This is a genomic window from uncultured Aquimarina sp., from assembly GCF_947496855.1.
Taxonomy (GTDB): Bacteria; Bacteroidota; Bacteroidia; order Flavobacteriales; family Flavobacteriaceae; genus Aquimarina.
This window is the reverse complement of sequence record NZ_CANMED010000003.1, coordinates 551,109-563,837: the sequence shown is the minus strand read 5'-3', so window position 1 is coordinate 563,837 and position 12,729 is coordinate 551,109. Positions and strand designations below refer to the sequence as shown.

Here is a 12,729-nt window from a genome sequence, read left to right as displayed (position 1 = left end):
TAATCTATAAATTTGTTTAAAACACATGTTATGAAAGAGTTTGAAGGATACGATACAATGATGGCTGAATACTATAATGCTAGTTCAGCACTTGTTTTACCACTTTCTTCTTGGGAATTTTATGGAGAACATAACTGGTTTTTTAATAGTTTTAAAAAAGATCTTGATTCTTTGAGTAAAATCACTAAAAAGTGGGATTTTGAAGATGTTTATCATAACGAGCTGGTTAACAAGCAATCGGTTATAGTTGTAACTAATCCAGATCTTGAAATAGTGTATGCTACTCACAATATAGAAAAGATGAGTGGGTATACCTCAGATGAAGTAATAGGTAACTCCCCTAAAATGTTTCAGGGTAAAGAAACTGATCCTAAAATATCTAATGTTATAAGAATGGCGATAGAAAAGCAAGAGCCATTTGAGGTTTCTATTGTTAATTATAAAAAAGATAAATCTACTTACTTATGTCATATCAAAGGTTTTCCTGTGCATGATAAGCGCGGTAGACTTGTTAATTATATAGCTTTTGAGCAAGCTGCATAGTGTTTTTTTAAGCTTATCCTCTTCGTATTTAATTTCAAAACAAGTACTTCTTATTAGTAATGATCTCCTGATATTAATCAAAACTGATTCCTGATTAAGTATTTCCTTGTTGTTTATTCAGTTAATAGTGTTGAATTCGGAATTCGTGTTTTGAGTATTTCTATTTTAGAGAGAGTGTATCGAGAATAGCATTTTATTTTTCTAAAACTATTCTCAATACATCTTTGCTGGTTTTCACTTTGAGAATTTCCAAATGTGTAACATATTATTTTAAACCCTACTCTCACCGTTTATTTCCACTCTAATCAAATAAATATATAGTTTGATTAGATTAATTTCTTGCTCTTTTAGGATAGGCGGGTCTTTTGTAATCTTTTGGAGGGTTTTTTTTCAGCTCTTTTAAGGCTATTTCTATCGCTTTTTCTAATTGCGGATCCTTACCTTTAATTACTTCAGACGGTAATTGCTCTACTTCTACATCTGGTGCTACCCCAACGTTTTCTACAATAAAACCATCTTCCGTCCAGATTGCTACATTAGGAGCAGTAACACTCGCACCATCAATAAATTCTGGAAACCCTAAAACTCCAACTAAACCACCCCAGGTTCGTTTACCTACCATTTGTCCTACTTTAAATTTTCTGAACATCCACGGTAGCATATCTCCACCAGATCCAGCGGTTTCATCAATGATCATTACTTTAGGCCCCTGAATAGATGCACTTGGTGTTTTTAGATCTTTTCCATATCTAAAATTCCAATGAGACTGATAAGGATTGAGTAACAGGTTGATGTAATAATCAGCTATTTGACCACCACCATTAAAACGTTCATCAATAATAATGGCTTTTTTATTTGCTTGTGGAAAGAAATATCTTTTAAAGTATTCATGACCGGCACCAGCAGTATTGGGAACATACACGTATGCAACTTCTCCATTGGTGGCTTCGTGTACTTTTTTTAGATTTCCTTCAACCCAATCACGATTACGTAATCGATATTCGCTTATTATAGGTGTCACTTTTACGACTCTGGAATCTTTATAGCTATTATTAGGACCTACAGTAATTTCGGTAATTTTATTAGCAGTATTCTCGAAAACACTAAAAAGGTTCATTGTGCTTTCTATATTTGTTCCGTTTACTGCCAATAAGTAATCTCCTTTATTTACTAAAACTCCAGGTTCTGTTAGCGGTGATCTTAAATCAGGATTCCAATTTAATCCACCATAAATTTTCTTAAATCGATATCTATTGTTTGTTATTTCGTAATCGGCACCAAGAAGACCTCCGGGAATTCTTTCGGGAGTATTCAATTTTTCTCCACCTCCCTGTAATCTATGATGTCCTACAGATAATTCACTACACATCCATTGTATCACTTTATTAAGATCATTTCTGCAAGAAAGGTGAGGTAAAAACTGTTCGTATTTCTTTTTCATTGCTTTCCAATCGGAACCGTGCATTCCGGGATCATAAAAATAATCACGGTTGATTCGCCAGGCTTCTTCAAAAATGTTTTTCCATTCATCAATGGGACTCATTTTTACCTGAATATCATTAATTTTTAAGACTCCTTTTCCATTTGTTGGTTTTTTTGCTGTTTCTGCGATTCCCCAGGTATCATCTTTTTGATATAGCATTTTTTTACCGTTAGAAGAAATAATATAATTATCTAATTCCATTATCTCAGCGTCTTTACGGTCATTTAAGTCATATTCGTGCAGTGAGGAAGGAATTGAAGAATCTAAAGAGTTCGACGAGATGTATAGGATTTTATTAGCTTGCCCTGAATTTAATCCACGATAATTACCTGCTTTTATAGGGATATCGATAATTCTATTTTGTATTCCATCAATATCAATTTGTAATGATTTATTAGAATCTTCATTTTCTGAAGACTTATCTTCTTCTTTAAGTTCTTCTTCATCGCTTTCTTTGGCAAAAGGAGAAATGATACCTTTTCTAAGTGTAGCTAGATAAATAGAGTTGGAAAATGTCATATCTTGATTAGACTGATCAAACCAATTTACAACTGGCCCAGCATCTGTAGATGCAAAGAAATAAATATAATCACCACTAGGATCAAAAATAGGATTGGTAGCATTACTTAATCCATCACTAATGGGATATGATTTTGATTCTTGTGTGTTATATAAAAATACTTGCTCGAAGTTAGAGTCTATTATTTTAGAATAAACAATCCATTTAGAATCGTGAGACCAATCTCCAAAAATATTTCTAAAAGCTCCAGGGACATAGTATTCATCATTGGCAATTTTAGAAACTTTTTTAGAAGCTATATCTAAGATATATAAATTCCGACCGTTATCCGAAAAGCTTATTTTCTTACTGTCTGGAGACCAATTCGTATATGCATAAAAACCGGTACCAGGAATTTTAAATTTTTGAGAATCTCCTTTACCATCTTGAGATTTAATATGTAATTCATATTCTCCCGAATCATCAGAGAAATAAGCAATGTTTTTTCCGTCAGGAGACCAAGCAGGATATTTTTCGTGACTTCCAGGACTTTGAGTTAGATTTCTAGCATCTCCTTTGCTTTCTGGAACGGTTACAATTTCTCCTCTATAATCGAAAACGACCCTCTTTCCCGAAGGAGATATATCAGAAGAGCGTATATATTTTGAACCTTTTACATATCTATCCCGTAACTCTAAAAGATCTGTAGTTATTCCTATGATTAGTTTAGTACTTGTTTTTGTGCTGGTATCATATATATGAAGGTAACCAGCTTGTTCAAAAATTATTTTATTAGTTCCTAAATCTGCATTAGTAATTGGAAACTTATCAAATTGAGTAAGTTGTTCAACTGTTTTCGAGTTTATTTGATAGGAAAATAAATTAAATTCTCCATTTCGGTCACTTAAGAAGAATATAGTATCATCTTTCCACATAGGTTGTACATCATTACTTCCTCCTTTAGGTTGTGGAATTTTTATAATAGATTTATCTGTAAAAGAGAACAACCATATATTTGCTGTTGTACCTCCTCTATAGTTTTTCCATTGATGAAAACGTTCTCTGATTGGGGTATAGGCCATATGTTTTCCGTCCGGAGAATAAGTAGCATGCCATGCATTAGGTATTTCGAGTTCAGTTGGGAAACCACCGTTGATAGAAACCTGATAAAGTTTTGAATATCGGTTGGTATGAACTGTTCTTTGTGAGTTGAAAAGTACCGAGTTCCCATCAGGAGAAAACCCTAATGTAGTATCTGTCGTTGGATGCCAGGTAAGCCTTTTAGGAATTCCCCCTTCTACTGGAATGATAAAAACATCAACATTCCCATCATATTCTGCACTAAAAGCAATAGATCTACCATCGGGAGAGAAAACGGGGTGAGACTCTATTCCTTTATCTATAGTTAACCTATGAGGTTGACTCCCATCTGGTTTAGCTACCCAAAGATCTTCTGCATAAATAAATGCAATATGTGATTGGCTGATCGCCGGTGTATGTAGCATTCTGGTATCACTAGGATCTGTAGCATAAGATTTGATTGAATACAAAACTGTTAAAAACAGTATTCCGTAAAGAGTCGAGTTTAAGTTTTTCATGACTTTTTTGATTGATGAAGATTTATGTTTTTTATTTAATGAATGAAATTAAGTTTTTATGAATTGGATTCTGTTAATCATATTTTAAAATAATATAGTTTTAGATATTTTAAGTAGTATAGATGATATCAATATTAAAGCCTATATGGTGATTATTTAATCCCGATAAGTTTAACTACTATAACAGCACTTGATTTTTATTTGCTTTATAAGTATGAATCAATAAAAAAGAATAGAATGAAAATATTAAATGTTATGTTGTTGCAGTATTATTTGCAATTAGTAGTATTGTAAGTATAGGTGCAAAATCTACAAAACTAGAAACTGATTCCACAAAAAGTCGAGATAAATTAGTTTTACATTATTTCCCTTTGATATAATTTATACTAACTGTTGCTAAATCAGAATCAGGAAATTTAGAAAAATAAATTGGATTACTTTCTAATCCCACTTCTCTGATTATCTTAAGAAAAGAATTTATTTCTAAAATATACTGGTCAGAAAACCCGTGAGTTGCATCATAAGCAGTGGCAGCAGTGCTACCAATATTTTTAGCAGTTATATCAGGTGGAATAGTATGTAACTCTATAACTATCAACCCGAATTTTAAGATGTGGGGAGTCCATTTTGTAAAATGATCTTTCAGATTGCTTTCTACATCATCATTATATAACAATTTTCCTCTAAAAGCAAATGCTCCAGTAGAGTTGCTAGGTGTGTCTAGTGTTGCTATAGGTTCACTCCAGATTCTGTTATGGTCTAGAAAAGTTCTTACCGATAAAAGATCTCTTAGTTCGATTTTATAGTTTTCTTTTAAATCTTTTTCAAGAAGATCGGGATCGCTAATATCGCCCCAGATTACTTTAGCCCATATATCTGCTTGGATTAAGTTAGCTCTTGTAACTTTAAGAGCGGCTTTATTATAATCTGCACCAACTAAAAATAAAGGATGATCATCCAGATGTTTTCCTCTTAATGTTTTAGATGCTATGATTTCAAAAAGATGGATCAAAAAAGCACCATTTCCACATCCCATATCTAATATTCCTTTAGGTTGTTCATCTAGTGGTTTATTAAATAAACTGATAATGATCTCGTCAATTTTTTTGAAATATGTAGTGTGAGCGCCACCACTTCCCCATACATTCATTTCACGATCTACGTGAATTTCATCGGTATGATGAGCAGGATTCCATAAAACTTCAGGATTACCAAATAACAAGGCATCCATCTGTCTAAACATTGGGATGTAAGATACTGTTACCCCATATGCAGTTGCTCTTTTAGCAAAAAATAGCCCTTTATTAGTGAATGTATAGTTTTCTTTGTTTTTAAGAAACCAACCTAAATAACTTAAGAAGGTGAGGATGGTATCAAAACTATCTGGAAAACGATGATATTCATCTGCGCTAAAGGATGCTTCCATAAAATATTTATGGAACATTCCGCCCATTCCTAGGCGCACGACAGTTGGTCCTACCAGAATACCTTCTAAATGTTTATGGATTTGATGCTGGATAGTACTTGTTAGTTGGTCTTCGGAAACAGGCGATTCTAATCTATTCTGATAGAATTGAAATAGTTTTTCTAGTTTTTGAAACGGTTCTAATTCGAATTTCCTTCTATGGAATTTACCAGAATATTTAAGAAGATCAACAACTCCTTCGTACAAATGAAAATGATCAAAAGCTATTCTTGTACATTGGTTTATAGAAATAGTAGGTATTTTTTTTTTAATTTTATAGTCTAACCACCCTTGTGAGGATAAGATTCGTAGCCCTACATTCAGGTACCCTTCATTTCCATTAAATTCTTTCGCGATTTCTTGTACAGTTACGGTTTTATGTAAGATTATGTAATCAGTAACTTTTTTTTTGAATAAAGAGTAAGCTACTGGCGCGACAGCAATTCCGTCTAAATGCCTAAATAGTTCTTCCCGGAATATTTGTTTTTCCTGTTTTGTTAGCATGAATACTTAATTGGTTGTTAGTTGAGATGCTACTTGATAGCTTCATCCAAATTAAGCATTTATTTTCGAAGTTGATATGCTATACTTTCTTATTTACTGGTGGTTTATCTTTTTTCGCAGGCATAGGTCCTCTAAGGTGAATTACAAGTCCATTTAAGAAATTACGTAGGATTTGATCACCGCATTCCATGTATTTAGGATGATTTTCGTTTCTGAAAATAGCTCCAAGTTCACTTTTGGTAACTTTAAAATCTACTAATGAGCAAATTTTTACAATATCGTCATCTCGTAATTTGTGAGCTACTCGTAGTTTCTTAAAAATATCATTGTTAGTCAATCCCATAAGACAAAGGTACTTTTTTAAATGAGTTCAAAAGAAAAAAATATCGATTATGTTCCATAAGAAATATGTTTATAAGATATTTGTATACTTAAAATTTTATAATGTATAATAAGGAAGAGAAATTGAGTTTGTTGTCAGAAATGATAGAATTCGCAAAGGCTGATAAAAAAATAAAAGATGAGGAGTACAATTTTATTTTGGCAATAGCTTCTCAGCTTAAAATAACAGAAGAAGAGATTGGTCATTTGGTGCGTAATAATGCGGAGAAGAAAAACCTTCAACCGGAATCGCAAAGGATATTACAATTTCATAGATTGGTTTTGTTGATGAATGTAGATCAAGAAACAACTCAAACAGAAATTCATAAAATTAGAGAAATGGGATTGCACATGGGGTTGCGATCAGAGGCTATAGATACTGTTCTAAAAGAAATGCATAACTATCCTAATAAGGTAATTCCACCAAAGGAATTGATTACAATTTTCACTAGATTTTATAACTAATCCTATAAACATTCTGGATATTCTAAAATATTAAACCCTCAAGTAAATCTTGAGGGTTTAATATTTTGTGCGTTTTTGTCATTAAAAATAGGGATTAGGTGTCATTTTGACAGCTTATGGTTTTGAAAAAGTGACAGAATGTCTTAAAAATAACAATGGAATTCTAATTGCTATATACTCATTGAATTTAAAATATAGAATAACTTAAAAAATATAATACAATGAGTTTAGTAAAAAGAACAGACAGATTACCATTTATTCTTGATGACATTCTTAATACCGATTGGTTTGGTGGAACTAGTAATGGACAAAAAATTGGTTTTAATACACCTGCCGTAAATGTAAAAGAATCCGATAATGATTTTGTAGTCGAACTTGCTGCGCCAGGATTGGCAAAAAACGATTTTAATATAGAATTGGATAATGATGTGCTAATAATTTCTTCAGAAGTTAAAAAAGAAACTACAGAAGAAAGAGATAATTACACTAGAAAAGAATTTGGTTACAGTACGTTTAAGCGTTCATTTACCTTACCAGATACTGTAAATATTGTTGATGTTTTGGCTTCTTATGATAACGGAATTTTATCAGTAAAACTTCCGAAAAAAGAAGAAGCAAAAGTACAACCTAAGAGATTTATAGAGATTTCATAAGTTGATTTTTAGTTAGTTAGTTAATGTTGCGAAAACGCCTTCCAGAAATGTGAGGCGTTTTTATGTTTTAAAGAATATTATTCGGACATAGTTTTTGTTTTCTGTAAATTATTGTAATATGATTTTTTTTTGTATCATTGTGATATCAAAATGATATTATTATGAAAGAAGAAAAAAATTTAAAGGCAACTAATGGTTATTTAATGCTACTTGTATTATTGTTAATTGTAGTAGGAACAATTTTGGGTTTGATAATTACCAAGAATTTATTGTTTTTAATTTCTATAGTAGTAATAATCTTAATTATTAAAGGTTTTTTTACCGTAAACCCAAATAGCTCGAAGGTGATGGTCCTTTTTGGAGCTTATAAAGGAACTGTTAAGAAAAATGGATTCTTTTGGGCTAATCCGTTTTATACAAAACAAAGAATTTCATTAAGGGCAAGAAACTTTTATAGTGAACGAGTAAAAGTGAATGATAAAATTGGTAATCCGATTTTGATTAATGTAATTTTGGTGTGGAAAGTAAGTGATACTTTTAAAGCAGCATTTGAAGTGGATCATTATGAGGATTTTGTAAGAGTGCAAACGGATGCGGCAGTTAGAAAACTAGCAGGTTCTTATCCATATGACAATTTTGCTGAAGGTGAAGTTGAAGTAACACTATTATCAGGTATGGATGAAGTAAATGAAGCACTGGAAAATGAAATTACTGAACGGTTATTGATGGCAGGAATAGAGGTTATGGAAGCTAGAATAGGATATTTAGCTTATGCCCCGGAAATAGCCAGTTCAATGTTAAAAAGACAGCAAGCCGTAGCGATAGTTGCTGCACGTAAAAAGATAGTAGAAGGAGCAGTTGGGATGGTAGAAGATGCTCTAATCCAGTTATCTGAAGATAAAATTATTGATTTTGATGATGATAAGAAAGCATCTATGGTAAGTAATTTAATGGTAGTATTGTGTGGTGATAAGGAGGCTACTCCTGTTATTAATACAGGAACATTACATTCATAATTTATGAGTAAGAAAAAATCATTTGTCCTTAGAATATCCCCAGAAACTTTTAATTTAATTGAAAGATGGGCAGATGATGAGTTTCGCAGTGTTAATGGACAATTAGAATGGATGATACATAAAAGCCTTAAAGATGCTAAACGGTTAAAATCAAAAAGTAGTGATGATGATGCTACAGATGAGAAATAATTATAACTTATTTCCGTAATAACAATCTGTAGAAAGTGCTTTAGAATAACTGATTTTAGAATCTAAATCCATAATAAGATATATCTCTTTTTTTAGTTTTATTTCTATTCTATTTTGTTTCCAATGGACTTTTATATCTTTCGATTTAAGATTTTTAATATAACTATGTTTATTTGCAAAATTAGTCGTTAAAGGAGGTGAATTCCCATTTTTAGTAGCCTCTTTTGGACTGATTGTAATAGATTCCGGATCGACAACGGAACAAAGAAAGCCATCAAAATCAATTCCTTGTTTATCAAGATTCAATACATACACCCATACAGAGTATTCATCTTCTTCAATCATTAAGGTTCTACCAGATATAGGATCTGTAGAGGTGATAAAAATACCATCTATGGTTCCTTCTGATCTTGTTTTAGGTGTACCTATGGCAAATACACTAGTAAATATTGATAGTAAAATTAGTTTCATTTAAAGGTGCTTTATATCATTCATAATTATAACAAGTATGATGTACCTGCTATTGTTATAAGTTTTAAGCCCTAATAAAATGATATGAGTTTAGACCAAATGGATAGAATTATCTTGAATCACGATCTAAATAAATTATGCAAGGAACGAATTTAAGAAATTAATACTAAAGTTGTATCTATTTGATACATATAAATTTGTGAGATTTTCCCCTCAATTTTTAATGAATATTTGTAAGAAATTATTGTCAGTTAAATAAATAAACTATGATTTTATTATTTTTTATTTCATATCGTTTACAGAATTGTAGTCAACTAATAAGATAATATCACCAAATAGAATATGATTATAGAAAACCGTATTCTGGAAATGTATCTACCAGCAATACATCTTTTCGCGGGGTTAAACTAAACTTAGTTTTATAGCACTTTCTGCACAAGCTAATACCGCATCTTTTGCTGAAATAGGTTGCCAGTCTAGAAGTTTTATAGCTTTACTATTATTTACTTTTCTTTCTGCGCCTAAATCAACTAATATTGGTTTTATAGTTTTATCAAGATTGGAAAATAGGCGTACAATAAAATCAGGTAGGGAAAGTTTAGGTACTTTTTTGTCAGGATACTTTTCTTTTAATATAGATGCAACTTCCTTAAAAGTCAAAAAACCAGCAGAAGCAACAAATCGTTCGCCCGCAGCTTCAGGGGTTTCCATTGCTTTTATATGTAAATCTGCTACGGACCGAACGTCAACCATATCAAAACCAATTTTTGGTATAGCGGGAGAACTACCATCCATAGCTTTTATTACAATATTAGCAGATGTACCAAAATCTTTTTCAAGTATTGGACCTAAAATTGCTCCAGGACAAATTGTGGTCAATTCTAATCCACTCGTGTCTTTTTTAATAAAATCCCATGCAGCTTTTTCTGCAATAGTCTTACTTCTGAAATAAGGAGTAGAGTCTTCTATATTAGTAGTGTCAGTCCAATTATTTTCATCAAAAACACCTTTTCGGTTGGACTTCTCTTTTCCATAAGCAATCGCACCAGATGATGAAGTAAGTACTACTCTTCTGATTCCATGTTTAGAGGCAGCTTTTAATATGTTTATCGTTCCAGCCTTAGCAGGGATAATGAGCTCATCATCATTTTTTGGCAATTCTCTGGGAAATGGCGAAGCAATATGTATCACATTTTGAACTTCGCTTATAAGATCACCCCAAATGTTTTCATTCGTTAAATCTGCTTCAGCAAAATGAAGCTTATCAATGTTATCTGTTTTTTCGGCAATGACTTGTTTGATTTCATCAGCTCTTTTCATATTTCGCAATGTACCGATAACTTCATATCCTTTGTTAAGTAATTGGATAGTGGTATGTGAACCAAGAAAACCGGTTACTCCGGTTAGTAGTACTTTTTTGTTTTCCATTTTTTGAGTTGATTTTAAAGATCTAACCATTTTTTGAAATTAGAGGTTCGCTCTCGTGAAACAATAATCTGTTCTTCTTCTTTTGGTCTTAGTTTAAGTAATAATCGACTATTGAAATAACTATGAATTTCTACTACTGACTTTACTGATATCATGAATTTTCTATTGATCCTAAAAAAATGCACAGGATCTAGGATATCTTCTAATTGATCTATCGAATATTCAATAGGATATTGTTGTCCAGTATGAGAATGTAAAAAAATTAATCCTTCGTTAGACTTAAAGTAAGCAATGTCCTCTACACTAAAGGTGTTAAACTGATTGCCAACCTTAATCATGAATCTTTTTTTATACTCTTTAGAGAATAATTTTTTAATTTTTTCTAACTTTTGTTCATCAAAAATGATATTAGCGTTTACTTGTGATTTTCTGTATTTACTTAATGCATTTTTGAGATCATTTTTATCAATTGGTTTTAGTAAATAATCCAATCCATTATACTTAAATCCTCTAATAGCGTATTCGTTATACGCTGTTGTGAAGATAACTGGAGGATGATCCTCTAACATATCTAAAATATCAAAGCCATAGCCATCATTAAGCTGAATATCCAAAAATATTAAATCGGGTTTTGGATTATTATCAAACCATTGCCGACTGTTTTCTACAGATGTAATCTGCCCAGTTATTCTTATTTCCGGAGCTAATTCTTCAATAAGAGTTGCTAGTCGTTTAGACGCGAAATTTTCATCTTCTACAATTACTGCTGTCATCCTATGATACTTTTACCATTGCAATTTCTTTAATATTCTTGGGGAGTAAGGGAATTATTACCTTAAAGTATCCATTTTCGGTCTCTATAACCACTTTCTGATTAGTATAAAAAGAATACCTTTTTTCTATGTTTTTAAGTCCAAGTTTTGTTGATTCTTCTTTTTGCTTTCTTACATGTAGATTATTCTGAATAACAAGACTGTTTTTATGAGTTGAAATAATATTAATTTCTAAAGGCTTTTCTTTAGAGTAGTAATTATGTTTTAAAGCATTTTCTACTAACATCTGTAGCGACAGTGTTGGGATCACAAAGTCTTTCGGATTCACAGAAATATGAGTAGTGATGCTCAATGCATTTTCGTGTCTTATATTCATCATAAAGATAAAAGAATCCAGAAAGTTGAGTTCTTTTTCTAAATTCACCAGATCTTCTTCACGATTATCCAGAATATATCGATAACACGTTGCTAATCTCGAAACAAAGTCTGAAGCCAAATCTCTATCTTCATACATTAGAGAAGTTAATGTATTCAAACTATTAAATAAGAAGTGTGGACTTATTTGATTTTTAAGTGATTTGTATTTAGAAGTCATGATTTCTTTTTGCAAATCGTTCATCTTATTCTCCATCTCTTTTTTTTGTTGTAAAGCGTGATAGAATAAATTAAAAATGATTAAGGCAAAATTAAGGATCAATGCTCTGAAAAAATCAATTCTAAAACGTAACCAAGGGTTATTAGCATCAATCTGGCAGAGTTGATCAAACTGGAAAATGGCCAAATAATATACTAAAGCCGAAATAGGTAGGCAAATAGCGAGGTTTATAAGTAAAATATTAATACCCTTTGTAAGATTGAGACCTTCACCTGTGTTCAATTGTTGTCTCCTTACTAACCAATCATTGCTTTCCCAGGCTAGCATAAATAGAAAGAAAGCACTACAATAATAGAAAATACCAGGAGCATCAAAAAGAGTATCCTTTTTATCATGAACGATGGTAAGTTTTATTAAAAAATATACCACATTAATAATAAGAACTCTTATTCCTAATTTTTTTACAGTAGCTTTTTTTAGCATAGAAACTCTAAATAGTATTGTTAAAGATACATAACTACTGACCAAGTTACATTTTGTATTTCCTTGAACTGTTAAAATATTAGTTGAATTGTAGTAAAAGACATTTCATCTGAAAATTAAAGTGAATCAATAACTAAAAGAGATTCAATAGTAGTCTTAAACACTTCAATAACAAAATTAACG

12 protein-coding genes are annotated in these 12,729 nt (G+C 31.6%); 5 read left to right on the top strand and 7 right to left on the bottom strand.

The window, feature by feature from the left end:
* Positions 1-30: 30 nt before the first annotated feature.
* A complete protein-coding gene (locus tag Q0921_RS11930; protein WP_299257068.1) occupies positions 31-543 on the top strand; it encodes a PAS domain-containing protein in 513 nt (170 codons plus the stop codon).
* Between the two features lie 331 nt (positions 544-874).
* On the opposite strand, the gene Q0921_RS11925 is transcribed toward Q0921_RS11930, so the two are convergent.
* The 3 genes from Q0921_RS11925 to Q0921_RS11915 form a co-directional block, all read right to left on the bottom strand.
* Positions 875-4,123 (bottom strand): S41 family peptidase, encoded by a 3,249-nt coding sequence (locus Q0921_RS11925; protein WP_299257066.1) that lies wholly within the window; start codon positions 4,121-4,123, stop codon positions 875-877.
* 361 nt (positions 4,124-4,484) lie between these two features.
* Entirely contained in the window at positions 4,485-6,092 is a 1,608-nt protein-coding gene (locus Q0921_RS11920; protein WP_299257064.1) for a class I SAM-dependent methyltransferase, read from the bottom strand.
* A 79-nt stretch (positions 6,093-6,171) separates the two neighbouring features.
* A complete protein-coding gene (locus Q0921_RS11915; RefSeq protein WP_299257062.1) occupies positions 6,172-6,435 on the bottom strand; it encodes a DUF1456 family protein in 264 nt (87 codons plus the stop codon).
* Between the two features lie 101 nt (positions 6,436-6,536).
* Here Q0921_RS11915 and Q0921_RS11910 point away from each other — a divergent pair, with 101 nt between their 5' ends.
* The 4 genes from Q0921_RS11910 (at position 6,537) to Q0921_RS11895 (ending at position 8,796) form a co-directional block, all read left to right on the top strand.
* A complete protein-coding gene (locus Q0921_RS11910) occupies positions 6,537-6,938 on the top strand; it encodes a TerB family tellurite resistance protein (protein WP_299257060.1) in 402 nt (133 codons plus the stop codon).
* A 221-nt stretch (positions 6,939-7,159) separates the two neighbouring features.
* Positions 7,160-7,591 carry an Hsp20/alpha crystallin family protein gene (locus tag Q0921_RS11905; RefSeq protein WP_299257058.1) on the top strand — a complete coding sequence of 144 codons (432 nt, stop codon included), beginning with the start codon at positions 7,160-7,162 and terminating at the stop codon, positions 7,589-7,591.
* A 161-nt stretch (positions 7,592-7,752) separates the two neighbouring features.
* A complete protein-coding gene (locus tag Q0921_RS11900) occupies positions 7,753-8,607 on the top strand; it encodes an SPFH domain-containing protein (protein ID WP_299257056.1) in 855 nt (284 codons plus the stop codon).
* Positions 8,608-8,610: 3 nt separating this feature from the next.
* Positions 8,611-8,796 (top strand): Arc family DNA binding domain-containing protein, encoded by a 186-nt coding sequence (locus Q0921_RS11895; protein WP_299257054.1) that lies wholly within the window; start codon positions 8,611-8,613, stop codon positions 8,794-8,796.
* On the opposite strand, the gene Q0921_RS11890 is transcribed toward Q0921_RS11895, so the two are convergent.
* The 4 genes from Q0921_RS11890 to Q0921_RS11875 form a co-directional block, all read right to left on the bottom strand.
* Complete coding sequence (locus Q0921_RS11890; protein WP_299257052.1) at positions 8,797-9,267, bottom strand: hypothetical protein; 471 nt, start codon at positions 9,265-9,267, stop codon at positions 8,797-8,799.
* A 402-nt stretch (positions 9,268-9,669) separates the two neighbouring features.
* Complete coding sequence (locus Q0921_RS11885) at positions 9,670-10,695, bottom strand: aldehyde reductase (RefSeq protein ID WP_299257050.1); 1,026 nt, start codon at positions 10,693-10,695, stop codon at positions 9,670-9,672.
* A 14-nt stretch (positions 10,696-10,709) separates the two neighbouring features.
* Entirely contained in the window at positions 10,710-11,468 is a 759-nt protein-coding gene (locus Q0921_RS11880) for a LytTR family DNA-binding domain-containing protein (protein ID WP_299257048.1), read from the bottom strand.
* A gap of 1 nt (position 11,469) precedes the next feature.
* Positions 11,470-12,546: a sensor histidine kinase gene (locus tag Q0921_RS11875; protein WP_299257046.1), complete on the bottom strand. Its 1,077-nt coding sequence runs from the start codon at positions 12,544-12,546 to the stop codon at positions 11,470-11,472.
* Positions 12,547-12,729: the final 183 nt, after the last annotated feature.

Excerpts from the sequence above, each read along its gene's own strand:
- Q0921_RS11930 (WP_299257068.1), top strand. The coding sequence starts at position 31 with ATGAAAGAGTTTGAAGGATACGATACAATGATGGCTGAATACTATAAT.
- Q0921_RS11925 (WP_299257066.1), bottom strand. The coding sequence starts at position 4,123 with ATGAAAAACTTAAACTCGACTCTTTACGGAATACTGTTTTTAACAGTT.
- Q0921_RS11920 (WP_299257064.1), bottom strand. The coding sequence starts at position 6,092 with ATGCTAACAAAACAGGAAAAACAAATATTCCGGGAAGAACTATTTAGG.
- Q0921_RS11915 (WP_299257062.1), bottom strand. The coding sequence starts at position 6,435 with ATGGGATTGACTAACAATGATATTTTTAAGAAACTACGAGTAGCTCAC.
- Q0921_RS11910 (WP_299257060.1), top strand. The coding sequence starts at position 6,537 with ATGTATAATAAGGAAGAGAAATTGAGTTTGTTGTCAGAAATGATAGAA.
- Q0921_RS11905 (WP_299257058.1), top strand. The coding sequence starts at position 7,160 with ATGAGTTTAGTAAAAAGAACAGACAGATTACCATTTATTCTTGATGAC.
- Q0921_RS11900 (WP_299257056.1), top strand. The coding sequence starts at position 7,753 with ATGAAAGAAGAAAAAAATTTAAAGGCAACTAATGGTTATTTAATGCTA.
- Q0921_RS11895 (WP_299257054.1), top strand. The coding sequence starts at position 8,611 with ATGAGTAAGAAAAAATCATTTGTCCTTAGAATATCCCCAGAAACTTTT.
- Q0921_RS11890 (WP_299257052.1), bottom strand. The coding sequence starts at position 9,267 with ATGAAACTAATTTTACTATCAATATTTACTAGTGTATTTGCCATAGGT.
- Q0921_RS11885 (WP_299257050.1), bottom strand. The coding sequence starts at position 10,695 with ATGGAAAACAAAAAAGTACTACTAACCGGAGTAACCGGTTTTCTTGGT.
- Q0921_RS11880 (WP_299257048.1), bottom strand. The coding sequence starts at position 11,468 with ATGACAGCAGTAATTGTAGAAGATGAAAATTTCGCGTCTAAACGACTA.
- Q0921_RS11875 (WP_299257046.1), bottom strand. The coding sequence starts at position 12,546 with ATGCTAAAAAAAGCTACTGTAAAAAAATTAGGAATAAGAGTTCTTATT.